The organism is Marinilabiliales bacterium (genome assembly GCA_007695015.1).
Classification (GTDB): Bacteria; Bacteroidota; Bacteroidia; order Bacteroidales; family PUMT01; genus PXAP01.
Genome location: REEN01000065.1, coordinates 40,793 through 55,346 on the forward strand (window position 1 = coordinate 40,793; position 14,554 = coordinate 55,346).

14 protein-coding genes and 5 tRNA genes are annotated in these 14,554 nt (G+C 49.8%); 17 read left to right on the forward strand and 2 right to left on the reverse strand.

Annotated features, from left to right (window positions below; translation table 11 throughout):
* Positions 1-184 precede the first annotated feature (184 nt).
* The gene (locus tag EA408_09490) at positions 185-1,261 is read right to left on the reverse strand and encodes an Ldh family oxidoreductase (GenBank protein ID TVR71227.1); all 1,077 of its coding nucleotides are present in this window, start codon (positions 1,259-1,261) and stop codon (positions 185-187) included.
* 132 nt (positions 1,262-1,393) lie between these two features.
* Here EA408_09490 and EA408_09495 point away from each other — a divergent pair, with 132 nt between their 5' ends.
* Positions 1,394-2,137, forward strand: coding sequence for a PorT family protein (locus EA408_09495; GenBank protein TVR71228.1), 744 nt, complete (start codon positions 1,394-1,396; stop codon positions 2,135-2,137).
* A 46-nt stretch (positions 2,138-2,183) separates the two neighbouring features.
* On the opposite strand, the gene EA408_09500 is transcribed toward EA408_09495, so the two are convergent.
* Entirely contained in the window at positions 2,184-3,059 is an 876-nt protein-coding gene (locus EA408_09500; GenBank protein TVR71229.1) for an RNA methyltransferase, read from the reverse strand.
* 55 nt (positions 3,060-3,114) lie between these two features.
* On the opposite strand from EA408_09500, the gene EA408_09505 reads away from it, so the two are divergent.
* The 16 genes from EA408_09505 (at position 3,115) to rplK (ending at position 14,551) form a co-directional block, all read left to right on the forward strand.
* Entirely contained in the window at positions 3,115-5,673 is a 2,559-nt protein-coding gene (locus EA408_09505) for an outer membrane protein assembly factor (GenBank protein TVR71230.1), read from the forward strand.
* A gap of 74 nt (positions 5,674-5,747) precedes the next feature.
* Complete coding sequence (locus tag EA408_09510) at positions 5,748-7,112, forward strand: sodium-dependent transporter (GenBank protein TVR71231.1); 1,365 nt, start codon at positions 5,748-5,750, stop codon at positions 7,110-7,112.
* A 35-nt stretch (positions 7,113-7,147) separates the two neighbouring features.
* Positions 7,148-8,632 carry an alanine:cation symporter family protein gene (locus EA408_09515; protein ID TVR71232.1) on the forward strand — a complete coding sequence of 495 codons (1,485 nt, stop codon included), beginning with the start codon at positions 7,148-7,150 and terminating at the stop codon, positions 8,630-8,632.
* 32 nt (positions 8,633-8,664) lie between these two features.
* The gene (locus EA408_09520) at positions 8,665-9,630 is read left to right on the forward strand and encodes a helix-hairpin-helix domain-containing protein (GenBank protein ID TVR71233.1); all 966 of its coding nucleotides are present in this window, start codon (positions 8,665-8,667) and stop codon (positions 9,628-9,630) included.
* A 151-nt stretch (positions 9,631-9,781) separates the two neighbouring features.
* Positions 9,782-9,973: a 30S ribosomal protein S21 gene (locus EA408_09525; GenBank protein ID TVR71234.1), complete on the forward strand. Its 192-nt coding sequence runs from the start codon at positions 9,782-9,784 to the stop codon at positions 9,971-9,973.
* 71 nt (positions 9,974-10,044) lie between these two features.
* The gene (locus tag EA408_09530; protein ID TVR71235.1) at positions 10,045-10,932 is read left to right on the forward strand and encodes a hypothetical protein; all 888 of its coding nucleotides are present in this window, start codon (positions 10,045-10,047) and stop codon (positions 10,930-10,932) included.
* 19 nt (positions 10,933-10,951) lie between these two features.
* A complete protein-coding gene (locus tag EA408_09535) occupies positions 10,952-11,251 on the forward strand; it encodes an HPF/RaiA family ribosome-associated protein (protein ID TVR71236.1) in 300 nt (99 codons plus the stop codon).
* A 158-nt stretch (positions 11,252-11,409) separates the two neighbouring features.
* Positions 11,410-11,486: transfer RNA gene (locus tag EA408_09540), tRNA-Thr, on the forward strand.
* 18 nt (positions 11,487-11,504) lie between these two features.
* Positions 11,505-11,590: transfer RNA gene (locus EA408_09545), tRNA-Tyr, on the forward strand.
* Positions 11,591-11,599: 9 nt separating this feature from the next.
* Positions 11,600-11,672, forward strand: a tRNA-Gly gene (locus tag EA408_09550).
* Positions 11,673-11,680: 8 nt separating this feature from the next.
* Positions 11,681-11,755, forward strand: a tRNA-Thr gene (locus EA408_09555).
* A gap of 68 nt (positions 11,756-11,823) precedes the next feature.
* Positions 11,824-13,008, forward strand: a complete 1,185-nt coding sequence (gene tuf, locus EA408_09560; protein TVR71237.1) for an elongation factor Tu — start codon at positions 11,824-11,826, stop codon at positions 13,006-13,008.
* Between the two features lie 57 nt (positions 13,009-13,065).
* Positions 13,066-13,141, forward strand: a tRNA-Trp gene (locus tag EA408_09565).
* Between the two features lie 12 nt (positions 13,142-13,153).
* A complete protein-coding gene (secE, locus tag EA408_09570; GenBank protein TVR71238.1) occupies positions 13,154-13,345 on the forward strand; it encodes a preprotein translocase subunit SecE in 192 nt (63 codons plus the stop codon).
* A gap of 13 nt (positions 13,346-13,358) precedes the next feature.
* Complete coding sequence (gene nusG, locus EA408_09575) at positions 13,359-13,907, forward strand: transcription termination/antitermination factor NusG (protein TVR71239.1); 549 nt, start codon at positions 13,359-13,361, stop codon at positions 13,905-13,907.
* Positions 13,908-14,107: 200 nt separating this feature from the next.
* Entirely contained in the window at positions 14,108-14,551 is a 444-nt protein-coding gene (gene rplK, locus EA408_09580; GenBank protein TVR71240.1) for a 50S ribosomal protein L11, read from the forward strand.
* Positions 14,552-14,554 lie beyond the last annotated feature (3 nt).

Consider the following 14,554-nt stretch of genomic DNA (forward strand, 5'->3'; position numbering starts at 1 on the left):
GATAATACAAGAACTCCGGTAACAAAAAACAGTATGCAAAAATAATAAAAAGTGAGGAGAAAACCTCAGTCTGACAGGGTGATATCAGCGCCGGACCCTGAAACCGGTGACCGGCCGTACCTGTGCGGCAGAGTTGAAAGCGGGATATGGATGCCGCAAATGGCACTGATATTATGCGGCAATCCTAAAGTCTTGTTTCCATACCGAGCTCTTCTGCAATCCTGTTCATCTCCTCCCTTACGGCAGGTATAAGGCTTATGCCGCGTTTCCTTGCTGTCTCCTCATTTTTCCTCTCAATATCACCGGGTATCAGCACCGCCGGTTTGCCTTCGGCGCTTTCTGCATTCCTGAATGTCATTATCCATCTGTCCATGGCATCCCTGAACTCGCCTGCTTCCCTGAACGCATCGATGCGCATGGCCCCGAAGAAGTGCCCGGTCCCTTTGCCGTTACCCTCCTCCGGAAGGGGGAGATAGGCGACCGAAGGAGGTACGAACGGCCCGAAGCCTGCGCCGGACAGGAGTGCTGAGAGTATGTCAACTATGGCACCCAGGCAGTAGCCCTTGTGGCTGCCGTGTTCGCGGTCACCACCAAGAGGGAGCATGGCACCTCCCTTGCGAAGGATATCGGGATCGTCGGCAGGCCGGCCCTCCCGGTCCTGCACATAGCCGTAAAGGGTTTTTTCCCCTTTCTTTACGGCCACCTCAAGCTTGCCCCTTGCAATGGGGGTTGTGGCAAAGTCGGCTACGAAAGGCGGCTCCTTGCCGGCAGGTACGGCCACTGCTACCGGGTTGGTGCCCAGCAGTCGCGATATAGAGAATGTAGGTGCCACCAGCGGGTTGGCATTGGTCAGGCATATGCCTATCATGTCGTGGTCAAGGGCCATCATGGCATAATAACCCGCTATGCCGAAGTGGTTTGAATTTCTGCATGCCACCCATCCGGTGCCCGCATCCCGGGCCTTGCCTATGGCGGTTTCCATGCTGAATACGGCCGGCAGCATGCCCGGGGCATTGTCGCCGTCAACGACAGCAGTTGATAAGGTTTCGCGGACGACCGTGATTTTGGGGGCGGTATTCAGGCGGCCGGCCTTCCAGAGGTTATGGTGATCGGCAATCCGTATAAGTCCGTGCGACCCTATCCCCCTGAGTTCGGCTGCTATGAATACGTCGGCAATGATCGATGCATCATTTTCGCTGCAGCCGATTCGGGTAAAAAAGCCGCGTGTAAAATCCCGGAGGGTTTCGTGCGAGTGGTGCATAAGGTTTTTTCTGCTAATTTAATAACTTTATCAGCGCCAGCCGCCTTGTAACTTCTTATTTCTGCAAGCGTAAAATATTTTATTGTCCCTGGCAGTTAATTAATATGTTGTCTGTATATTTGCCCCTTTAACATGAATGACTTGAGGAACCGTTTTCTTATATTGTTATTGCTTTTTCCCCTTACCGCAGGCGCACAGAGGGTCATAGTGCGCAACATGCCCGAGTATGACCACAGGGCCATGCATTTCGGGTTTACCCTGGGTGTCAACACTATGGATTTCAGGATCAGGGCATCTGAATATGCTGTCAATGAAGGCTTATTTGCAGAGGTAAGCACCCTTACTCCGGGGTTCAACATCAATATTGTATCCAACTTCAGGCTCGGGAACCACTTTGATTTCAGGATGCTTCCCGGGGTCGCATTCGGGCAGCGCAGGATAAATTACTACCGTATTCCAGGAGGAAGAGTACCCGGCGAGAGCGGATGGGACAGCAGGAGTGAGCCCATAAAAGAAGGCTATCAGGACATGGAGTCGTCGTTTATTGAGTTCCCGTTCATATTCAAATATAAATCGGTCCGCATAAACAATTACAGGCCCTATCTGATTGCCGGTACAAGCCTCAGGTATGACCTTGCGAAGAACTTCAGCGAGGAGGATGGGATTTACCTTAGCCTGAAGCCTTTTGATGTGTACCTTGAAACAGGGTTCGGCATTGATTTCTACCTGCCGTTCTTCAAGTTCTCAACAGAACTGAAATATGCAACCGGATTTCTTCATGTGCTGGAACCCCGGTCCAGCAGGCGTCAGCGGTACCAGGATACGATCGAAAGGCTCCATTCAAATCTTTTCATCCTCTCCTTCCATTTCGAGTGATACCCGAGCCGGTGATGATGGCATTACCGGTATTGCCGGTTTGCTGTCAGGTGCCGTCAAACATCCGGCGGCTGAATTCGGCCATTATTATGCTTCCTGCCGCTGCAATATTCAGTGATTCAGTTTGACCGCGCGGCCTGCCCCGGGGTATGCCTATTTTGTGGGTAACCAGCTTTTCAACCTCCGGTGAGATCCCCTGCGATTCATTGCCCAGCACCAGGAACCCCGCCTTCGAAAGCGGATGTGACCATACTGATGATCCGCCCGAAGATGCACCATAAACGGGGACTCCTGAAAACCGGGGTGATGCAAGGAATGAGGGAAGGTGCACATAATGGTACCTGATCCTGAACAGCGAGCCCATAGTGGACTGGACTGTTTTGGGGCTTGTCATCTCGGCTGAATCTTCTGACAGTACCAGGGTATCCACCCCGAACCAGTCCGCCGACCTCACCAGTGTACCCAGGTTACCCGGATCCCTGATCCTGTCAAGTATCAGCGTCAGCGAATTCTTCATCTTTTCGTGATCTTCGCTGTATGAGGGGATGCGCACCAGGGCCAGAACCTTGTTGGGAGTGGTGAGGCTGCTGATGCGCTGCAGCTCCTTTTCTGTTATCCTGTAAAAGGGGCAGCCGGAACGAAATGCTTTTCCTCTCACTTCGCTTTCTGTTCCGCCCGGCACCTTATCCTTTCCAACGAGCCATCGACTCCCGGCTTCAACCTGATCATGTTTGCCACCATCAGGTTCTATATCTCTTTCGGCGAACCACTGTCCGGTGGCATAGACCGCTTCAGTGTGCAGGCTGCTTTTCAGCAGGTCATCAACCATCTTTTCACCCTCTGCAACGAAAAGATTGTGCAGGCGACGGTATTTTTTATGTTTGAGCGATGATATGAATTTCAAACCTGGGAGTCCGGACATGTTTTTTCTTATTTTTACAAGAGAGATAAGGTGTTCATAAGGTGTATGATTTCGGATGCAAAAAATTTGGTGTATTTTTGCCGGCAATGTAAACAAGTCATTCTGTATTTCAAAGAAATTGAGATCAAAATTCTTATATAGCAGGATTATACAGTTACTCCCTGCCATTGTTTTAATGGCCGCAGGGCTTCTTTCCTGCCGGCCTGCGCGGCACATACCCGAAAGCAACCATCTTCTTGACCGCTACAGGATTGAGGCGCCCACCAATGATATTAACAGGGAGGAACTGCGAAGATATGTGAGGCAGAGGCCGAACAAGAGAATACTTGGTTTCAGGTTCCATCTCTGGCTCTACAATATGGCCAATCCCGTGAAGGACGGGTGGCCGCACAACTGGCTGCGCAGTATAGGCGAGGAACCTGTTATTTATGACCCGTTCATAACAGACAGGTCTTCAACCCAGTTGAGGCAGTATCTTCGCAACAAGGGGTTCTATAACGCCATAGTTGATGATACGGTAAGCCTGAGGAGGAAAAGGGCAGTAGTGACATATGTTATAGAACCGCGCGAGCCTTACTACGTTTCGGCGCTGAACTACCAGTTTGATGATGAGGGACTGAGAGAAATAGTCCTGGCCGATACGGCCAACTCCCTTATCAGTCCGGGAATCATCTTTGACGTTGATATATTGCAGGATGAACGGCTGAGAATTGCGGAACACCTGCGCAACGAGGGTTATTATTACTTCACCAGGGAGCATGTATATTTCAATGCCGATACCACGGCAGGCGACAAGGCTGTTGACCTGACACTGGGGATCAGCCGGTACAGGCAGCGAAGGGAGAGCGGAAGGTTTGAATCAGTGCCGCACCGCAGGTTCCGTATAGGAGATGTATATGTGATCCCCTCCTATGACCCGAGGGGGGCCATTGACCGTCCCGATGAATACTACCGGGAATTTGATACGCTCATGTTCAGGGATATGCACTATCTCTACAGGGAAGAGATGCCGGTAAGGGCCAGGGTGCTTGCGCAATCGACCTTCCTGCTGCCGGGCGACATCTACAGGAAGGAGAATGAGGACAGGACTTACCGTCACATGTTTGCACTCAGGCAATACCGGCTTGTAAATATAAGGCTTTCGGAAGCCGGTATCAATCCCGGAGTTGACGGTGATGAACTCCTTCCGGTTGACGACAATCAAGGCACGCCTTTCGATGGCGATCAGGGCCCGTCGTCAGACATTGATCAGGGCCAGTTCTACGAAGACTCTGAAGGTCCGTTTTTAGTGGACGATGAAAGCCAACCCGTTGATACCGGGAACCGGACAGGGGACACCCTGCCACGGCTCGATGCCTGGATACATCTGACACCATTTAACCAGCAGTCCTATACCGTTGAGCTGGAGGGTACAAACTCCTCAGGCGATTTCGGGTTTGGCGGGAACATCGCATACCAGCACAGAAATTTTTTCGGGGGAGCCGAGATTTTTGATTTCAGGATCAAGGGTGCGATAGAGACCCTGAGTGAGTCTTACAGCCGCTCTTTCAGGAATACCTATGAATATGGTGCCGAGGCAGGGCTGCAGATACCAAGGTTCATGCTGCCTTTGCGTTCTGTTAGTTTTGTAAGACGTTACAATCCGCGCACCAACCTTGCCGCTGCCTACAACTACCAGTTGCGTCCCGACTATACACGTACCATTGCCAATGCAGCTTTCGGCTATACATGGAGGGGATCGGAATTTACAACACACATAATTAATCCTGTTGAGATAAACCTGGTTAGCCTGCCCTATGCGGCGCCCGAATTTGAGGAAATAATACGCCGCTACAACCTTGAGGCGAGCTTCAGGGACCATATGGTTACGGAGACCAATTACAGCTTTATCTTCAATAACCAGGACATCAGAAGGCGTGGCGATTTTGTCTTTCTCCGGTTCAATGCCGAGGTGGCCGGCAATATCCTTGCCGCCTACAGCAGCATGGCCGACAGGCCCAGGGACGACGGGTATTACCGGGTGCTGGGCACCGGGTTTGCACAATATTTCAAGACCGACATTGATGTCAGGTATTACCGTCAGCTTGATGACGATAATTCGCTTGTATACCGGTTTTTTGCCGGTGCCGGACTTCCCTATGGCAATTCTACGGCCCTTCCATTCGAGAAGAAATATTTTTCAGGTGGCGCGAACAGCATAAGAGCATGGCAGGTGAGGTCACTCGGCCCCGGCTCCTTCCATGAACCGGCCGACAGGTCCTTCCCGAACCGGACGGCCGATATCAAACTCGAGGCTAACCTGGAGTACCGCTTTGACCTTTTCTGGGTGCTGGAGGGCGCACTCTTCCTGGACGCCGGCAATATCTGGGCAATTGATGATAATGACGGTCGGCAGGGTGCGTTATTCCGTTTAGACAGTTTTTACAATGATATTGCCGTAGGTACTGGTATGGGCCTCAGGTTTGATTTCTCATTCTTTATATTCCGTTTCGACATGGGCGTGAAGCTGCGCAATCCTGCTTACCCGGAGGGGCAAAGGTGGATACCGCTGAACCGGTCGCTGAACTTCCAGGATGATTTTGCCGTCAATATAGGAATAGGATATCCTTTTTAGATCTGTTTGTCTTGTATAAACCGACAAAATTTACAATCTTGCGCCCCGAAATTTCACCCAAATATACATTGTAAATGAGCGGATCTGATTTTACTCCCCGTGAAAACTTCGGAAGCAGGTTCGGGATCATAGCGGCTGCAGCAGGATCGGCCGTGGGTCTTGGAAACATCTGGAGATTCCCATACGTGGTAGGGGAGAACGGAGGGGGCGCCTTCCTTATTATATATCTTGTTTTCATTATTGCCATAGGACTGCCGGTAATGCTTTCCGAGTTTACCATCGGCAGGAAGGGGCAGCGTAATGCGATAGGCTCGTTCAGGAAACTGGCTCCGGGCACCCCCTGGTACCTGGTGGGGGTTATGGGAGTGGCTGCAGCTTTCCTGATCCTTTCATTCTACAGTGCTGTTGCGGGATGGACCCTTGAGTATGTTTTCAAGTCGGTTACCAACTCATTTGCCGGTCATAGTGATGCCGGACTCAACCTGATGTTCGGCGATTTTATTTCGGGTACCTGGCGACCCCTTTTCTGGCAGCTTGTATTCATGATACTGACTGCCTGGATAGTTGCCGCCGGCGTTAAGAAGGGAATAGAAAAGTACACCAAGGTGCTGATGCCGGTCCTAATACTGATGATAATAATTCTATGTGTCAGGTCCGTCACCCTGCCGGGGGCTGCCGAGGGAATTGCTTTTCTTTTCAAACCCGATTTTTCAGCCATTACGGCCGATGCCATGCTAAGCGCCCTGGGACAGGCGTTCTTTTCTCTGAGCCTCGGAATGGGCACACTGATAACATACGGTTCCTATATCGGCAGGAAGGAGAACCTGCCGGGAACGGTGGTCCAGGTATCAGCGGCCGATACGATCATTGCCCTGATGGCCGGTGTAGCCATATTCCCTGCCGTATTTGCCTTTGGCATTGATCCCGGTGAGGGTCCCGGACTTGTGTTCATAACACTGCCCAATATATTTCTTCAGATGCCGGGAGGTTATTTCTTTGCACTCATATTTTTCATCCTTCTTGCCATCGCGGCTCTCACCTCATCGATATCTGTTCTGGAGGTGGTAGTGGCTTACTTTGTTGAGGAGCTTCGTCTTACCAGAAAAATGGCTACGGTGTTTGCATCGGTCATGATAACCGTACTGGGGGTTTTCTGCACACTTTCATTCGGCATAATGTCGGATGTGAGCATCTTTGGAATGGATTTTTTCAACCTGATGGAATTCACCGCCTCTGATCTGCTGCTTCCTCTGGGGGGCTTTTTCATAGTTATGTTCGTGGGCTGGTACCTGGGATCTGCCCCTGCGAGGCGCGAGATATCAAATGATGGCGTCTACAGGCTCGGATATTTCCCGGTCTTCATCTTTCTTGTGCGTTTCGTTGCACCGGTGGCAATAACGCTTGTATTTATTTACGGACTTGGCCTGCTCAGGTTTTGATCATTTAAAGACACTGAAATATTGCAAACCTGCCGATGACACCGGAACTTACCACAGCTGAAAAGATCAACGCCTGGTTTGAACCCCTGGTTGAGATGCTTTCTGCGGTTCTTTTCTGGGATCCGGTGGCTGCCATGGGAATTGACATTGGCGCAAGGGTGCCGCTGGTGGTTATATGGCTCATATTCGGAGGCGCTTTCTTTACCCTGAGAATGGGGTTCATAAATATCAGGGGTTTCAGGCATGCGGTGGGACTGGTATGCGGCAGGTATGACAAACCCGGGGACCATGGTGAAGTTTCAAAGTTCCAGGCCCTTTCCACGGCATTGTCGGCCACCGTGGGGCTGGGCAATATTGCCGGAGTGGCAATTGCCATGGCTATCGGGGGGCCGGGCGCCACGCTGTGGATGATCATGGCCGGGTTCTTCGGTATGTCGCTCAAGTTTACCGAATGCACCCTGGGCATGAAGTACCGGGTGATAGATGAGAACGGCGAGGTGAGCGGGGGACCGATGTATTACCTGAGGGATGCACTTGCAAAAAGAAACCTGAAATATACAGGAAAGGTACTGGCATTTGTCTTCGCTGTAATGATGGTGGTTGCCTCCTTCGGCGGCGGCAACATGTTCCAGTCCAACCAGGCATTTTCCCAGCTTGTGTACCTGTTCCCTCCGATGGAAAGGATGGGTTTTGTATTCGGACTGGTACTGGCTTTACTGGTTGGTATAGTTATCATTGGCGGGATAAAGAGCATTGCCAGGGTGACTTCGAGGATAGTTCCGTTTATGGCTGTTCTCTATGTAGGGACCTCGCTCGTGATCATAATCATGAATATAGGCCAGATAGGTGAGGTCTTCTCGCTTATAGTGCGCGGTGCCTTCTCTGCCCCGGCCCTCAAGGGTGGCGTAATAGGGGTACTTATAACCGGTTTTCAGAGGGGGGCTTTTTCGAATGAGGCCGGCCTGGGATCCGCATCTATAGCGCATTCGGCTGCAAAGACAGATGAGCCGGTAAGCGAGGGGTTTGTGGCTCTCCTTGAACCCTTTATTGATACTGTGATCATCTGCACCATGACCGCTATGGTGATCATCTTTACGGGTATGTACAAGAATCCCGGGGGACTGGAGGGTGCTCCGCTGACCTCGGCTGCTTTTGCTACGGTGTTCAGCTGGTTTCCTTATTTACTTGGACTTGCAATCCTGCTGTTCGCATTCTCCACCATGATATCATGGTCATACTACGGGCTGAAAGGATTTGATTTTTTGCTGGGCGGTTTTTCCGTTCGTCTGTTTGGCAGCAAAAAGGTGGCTGCGGTAACATTCCAGCTTCTTTTCCTTTTCTTCATAGTGGTGGGGGCATCATCCAACCTTGGGTCGGTGATCGATTTTTCTGACATGATGATACTCAGCCTGGCCTTTCCTAATATCGCGGGACTTATAATACTGGCGCCCGAGGTGAAAAAAGACCTTGAATCCTACCTGAAAAGACTCAGATCGGGTGAAATCAAACCCTGCAGGTAAAATAATACCCTGCTTGTTTTTTTCCCGCTAATTTGGTAACTTATGTATGCAATAAGCTTTGCACCCACAGGACCAACAGCACCGGTATGGAAAAACTACGGCAGTTCCTGGCCTCCTGGCTCACCTTCACACGTTCTGAAAGGAACGGGGCGACGGCACTGGCTGTAATAATGATGCTTTTGCTGGTTCTTCCCTGGTTGTACGAGGTTGTGAGGGGACCGGCAGTTTACGAACCAGACCAGGAACTACTGGAGCTGATTGCCCGGTTCTACGGCACCGGGGATGAAGGGGCGCCTGGTGCTGATACGGGATCGCCTGTCGTGACGAATCTTCAGGGTGTTGTTCCGGATTCATCCGGTAACCAGAAGCTGCCGCTTGCAGAGACGGGAATGCATGTTGGGGAGAGTGCGCCGGTTACTGATGCAGGGTCTGACGGTGTACTTAGTCTGCCTGCTACTGAGGGATCAGGTGACGCAAAGGGTGCGACTGCTACTGAGGGATCAGGTGACGCAAAGGGTGCGACTGCTGCTGCATCAGGATCAGTTGGTGTACAAATGTTGCGGGATGGCGGCATCGGCCGGACTGCCGGCCGGAATGTCCCGGTCAGGTTCACGGTAGAGCTCAACAGCGCCGACACGGCCTGCCTTATGGCAGTGCCGGGCCTGGGCCCTGTCCTGTCACGCCGGATACTGAGGTACCGGGAGCTCCTGGGAGGGTATTACTGCACTTCGCAGCTTCTTGAGGTATACGGTGTTGATTCATCCCGGTACCTTCAGATAGTTCACTACCTGGATGCCGATCGATCAATGATCTCCAAACTTGACCTTTCGGAAGGGGAGTTCAGGGACCTGCTCAGGCATCCGTACCTCGATTACGACCAGGTTGTCTGGATCGTTCGCTTCCGCGAAAGCGAAATAAATACCGGTTACGATGATATTTTTATTTCACCGCTGTTTTCGCGCTTTGAGGCCGAAAGGCTGAGGTTCTACCTTGAGTGAGCAAATAACCGGGCCAAATATTTATGTTCATGGTGGATTTTTTGCCGGGATTTTTGTAATTTTAAGGCGTAAGGCAATAATGTTTGGAATAAAAATGTTTTGAAATAAACATTATTAATAATAATTTTGCGGCTCACTAAAAAAATTGCATATGATCGTTGTACCATTGAAAGAGGGCGAAAACATCGAGAGAGCTCTGAAGAAATTCAAAAGGAAGTTCGAGAAGACAGGAGTTGTAAAGGAACTGAGAAGCCGCCAGGCTTTTGCAAAACCTTCTGTCAAACGCAGGGAGCAGGTCAAAAAGGCCATATACATTCAGAAGCTGCAGCGGGAAGAAGAGTAGTTCGTCCTGCCGGTTTGTAAACGTAAGTACAAACTTTCCACAGGTTACCGGACATTTTTCCACAATGCATCATGCAAATAGATTCCTTTATTATCTACCTGAAAACTGAAAGACGGTACTCTGAGCATACGCTGAAAGCGTATGAGAATGACCTGAAACAGTTTCTGGCTTTCCTTGTTTCAGAGGGATCAGGTGAAATGATAAGAGGGTCAGAGCACAGGTACATCAGAAGGTGGATCGTGCAGATGATGGAAGAGGGAACCACCCCTGTAACAGTGAGGAGGAAGATTTCTGCCCTTGCTTCATATTACCGGTACCAGTTACGAAAAGGAGATATTGAGGCCAACCCGGTCGTTAAGGTTACACTTCCCAGGGCAGGCAGACGCCTGCCGGGATTTATCCCCGAAGATAAGATGAACATGCTTCTGGATGATGTCGATTTCGGAACGGACTATGCCGGTGTGCGCGACCGGCTTATAATTGAAATGCTTTGGTTTACCGGTATGAGAAGGTCTGAGCTGATCAGGCTTGATAACAGGGATGTGGATACCGGGGCAATGGTGATAAAAGTCCGCGGAAAAGGCAATAAGCAGCGATATGTGCCGGTTGGGCAAAGTTTTGCAGGGACCATCAGGGAGTATTTGGCAGTAAAGGCACATCAGTTCGGCACCCTGCTGCCCGGCAACCCGTTTTTTGTGACAGCCGGCAACAAAAGAATATATCCCGAACTGGTCTACCGCGTGGTAAGGAATTATCTGAAGCTTATTACAACTGTAGAGAGGAGGGGGCCGCATATGCTGAGGCATACCTTTGCAACCCATATGCTGAATCACGGCGCCGACCTGAACGCGATCAAGGACCTGCTTGGGCACGCAAGCCTCGCCGCAACGCAGGTATATACGCACAACTCATTTGAAAAACTGAAAAAGATTTATAAACAGGCTCACCCGCGAGCATAAACTAGAGGAGGAAAGCAATATGGATATCAAAATTCATTCTGTCAGGTTTGATGCAGACATCAAGCTTATTAACTTCATAAAGTCGAAGGTAAACAAGCTGGCGCAGTTCAATGATGACATTATTGCCGCTGAAGTGTTTCTCCGGCTGGAGAATTCACAGGATATGGAAAACAAGATAACAGAGATCAAGCTGGATATACCCGGCAACAGCCTCTTCGCCAAGAAGCAGGGCAAGACCTTTGAAGAGGCAACTGATCTCACGGTTGAGGCCCTCAGGAGGCAGGCCAAAAAGAAAAAGGAAAAACTGAGAAAGATATGATTTGATCCCGGTGATGCAATTGGCTGATTAACCAGTAGTTTGTATCTCCGTATCTTATCAGAAAAAATAGATTGTTATTTTTGGGTTATTGCCAAAATATTTATACATTTGCAAACCGATTTTGGAGGGTAACCTCGTGATCGTACGTTCTTTTTGATGCCGATGTAGCTCAGCTGGTCAGAGCAGCTGATTTGTAATCAGCAGGTCGGGGGTTCGAATCCGTCCATCGGCTCAAGTGTGGTAAAAGTAACAGGGGGAGATACCAAAGTGGCCAACTGGGGCAGACTGTAAATCTGCTGTCGCACGACTTCGGAGGTTCGAATCCTTCTCTCCCCACCAGTTGCACAAGCGGGAGTAGCTCAGTTGGTAGAGCATCAGCCTTCCACGCTGAGGGTCGCGGGTCCGAGTCCCGTCTCCCGCTCTTTCATTGCCGATGTAGCTCAGAGGTAGAGCGCTTCCTTGGTAAGGAAGAGGTCATGGGTTCAATTCCCATCATTGGCTCGAATATTTAATGTTTTTACAGAGTTTGAAACCAATAATTTTATATCATTTTATCTAATAATTCTGGAGTTATGGCAAAAGCAAAATTTGAAAGAACCAAACCTCACGTCAATGTCGGAACCATAGGTCACGTCGACCATGGAAAAACCACCTTGACTGCAGCGATTACACTCTTGCTTTCAAAAAAGGGCCTTTCAGAGATCAAGACCTTTGATCAGATCGACAATGCCCCCGAAGAGAAGGAGAGAGGTATTACCATCAATACTGCACACGTTGAATATCAGACCGAAGCACGTCACTATGCACACGTTGACTGCCCAGGTCACGCCGACTATGTTAAGAACATGGTTACAGGTGCCGCGCAGATGGATGGTGCAATTCTCGTTGTAGCCGGTACTGACGGACCCATGCCCCAGACACGTGAGCATATACTTCTTGCACGCCAGGTGAACGTACCCCGCCTTGTTGTTTTTATTAACAAGGTTGACATGGTTGACGATCCCGAGCTACTAGAGCTTGTTGAGATGGAAGTTCGTGAGCTGCTGAGCTTCTACGATTTTGATGGCGACAATGCACCCGTTATTCACGGTTCGGCGCTTGGCGCCCTCAACGGAGAGGAGAAGTGGGAAGAGAAGGTGATGGAGCTTATGACCGCAGTTGACGAGTTTATTCCTGTTCCCCCGAGGGATGTTGAAAAGCCTTTCCTTATGCCTGTCGAAGATGTGTTCTCGATCACGGGACGTGGTACTGTTGCCACCGGCAGGATTGAAACTGGTGTTGTTAACTCGGGCGAAGAGATGCAGCTTGTAGGCCTTGGTGCAGAAAGGAAGACTGTTGTTACAGGTGTTGAGATGTTCCGTAAGATACTTGACCGCGGTGAGGCAGGTGATAATGTAGGGCTGCTGCTCAGAGGTGTCGACAAGAAGGAGATCAAGAGGGGTATGGTTATAGCCAAGCCCGGATCGATCACTCCTCACACCAAGTTCAAGGCTGAGGTATACGTTCTGAAGAAGGATGAAGGCGGGCGTCACACTCCGTTCCACAACAATTACCGTCCGCAGTTTTTCCTGAGGACCCTTGACATTACCGGAGAGATCAAGCTTCCCGAGGGAACAGAAATGGTTATGCCCGGAGATAACGTTACGATAACAGTTGAGCTTATCTACCCCGTTGCCATCAATCAGAACCTCAGGTTTGCAATACGCGAGGGCGGACGTACCGTCGGAGCCGGACAGGTTATTGAAGTTCTGGATTAGTACCGAACAGGAAACAGGTGAATGCCCGCGGGCATTCTGCCTGTTTGCATTCCAGACACGGGTGTAGCTCAATTGGTAGAGTAGCGGTCTCCAAAACCGTTGGCTGGGAGTTCGAGTCTCTCCACCCGTGCTAATTAATTTCAACATGAGAATCAAGACATATTTTCAGGAAGCTTTTACCGAACTTGTACATAAAGTGTCCTGGCCAACATGGGCGGAGCTGCAGAATTCAGCCGTGGTGGTTATGATCGCCTCCTTCATCATAGCCATGATAGTTTTTGGAATGGATATGGTTTTTGAAAATTTTATGGAGGTTATTTACAGCATATTCTATTAATGCGGGAGTTGTAATGAGTGATAACATAAAAAAGTGGTACGTACTCAGAGCTATCGGGGGGAAGGAGAAGAAAGTCAAGGAATACCTGGAAAGTGAGATCAACAGGCTGAACCTGCAGGACTATATTTCACAGGTTCTGATCCCGACCGAAAAGGTCTATAAGATACGAAGCGGGAAAAAGATCAGCAAGGAGAGAAACTATTTCCCGGGATACGTGCTTGTTGAAGCAGTTCTTGCCGGTGAGATACCTCACATACTTCAGAATATCCCGAATGTTATCGGGTTCCTTGGCAGCAGCAAGGGCGATGAACCGGTGCCGCTGCGCCAGTCCGAGGTAAACCGCATACTCGGAAAGGTAGATGAGCTTGCTGCAAGTGAGGAGGAGATCAATGTGCCGTTTTTTGTCGGTGAAGCCGTCAAGGTTATAGATGGACCCTTCAACAGCTTTACAGGGATAATTGAGGAGGTGAATGATGAGAAGAAAAAACTCAAGGTGATGGTAAAGATATTCGGGCGCAAGACACCTCTGGAACTGAGTTTTATGCAGGTTGAGAAAGAGTAGCTGCATCTGGCAGCGATTAATCAGGAAACTGTTACGCATCCTTTCATATATATTAATTTTTCATGTATTATGAACCAACCGAATCAGGATCATGCAGAATTTTTCACAGGATCTGACAGCGGATGTTTCATATAACAAAGACGGTTATTGACAAGCTTCCAGGAAGTAACCGTTGCACAAAAAGCAAATAAAGTAAAACTATGGCAAAAGAAGTTGCTGGATTAATTAAGTTGCAGATCAGGGGTGGCGCCGCCAATCCGTCTCCTCCGGTGGGCCCGGCGCTTGGCGCCAAGGGTGTTAACATCATGGAGTTTTGCAAGCAATTTAATGCCAGGACCCAGTCAAGCGCTGGAAAACTGTTGCCGGTAATTATTACGGTCTATTCTGACAAATCGTTTGATTTTATCGTTAAGACCCCGCCGGTTGCAGTTCAGCTGATGGAAGCCTCCAAGGTACAGAAAGGTTCTTCTGAACCCAACAGTATGAAGGTGGCTTCGGTAACATGGGACCAGGTAAAAAAGATTGCCGAGGACAAAATGCCCGACCTCAACGCTTTTACTGTTGAGTCGGCAATGAAGATGGTGGCCGGTACAGCCAGGAGTATGGGGATAACCGTAAAGGGAGCTTCCCCTTTTGCTAATTGATAA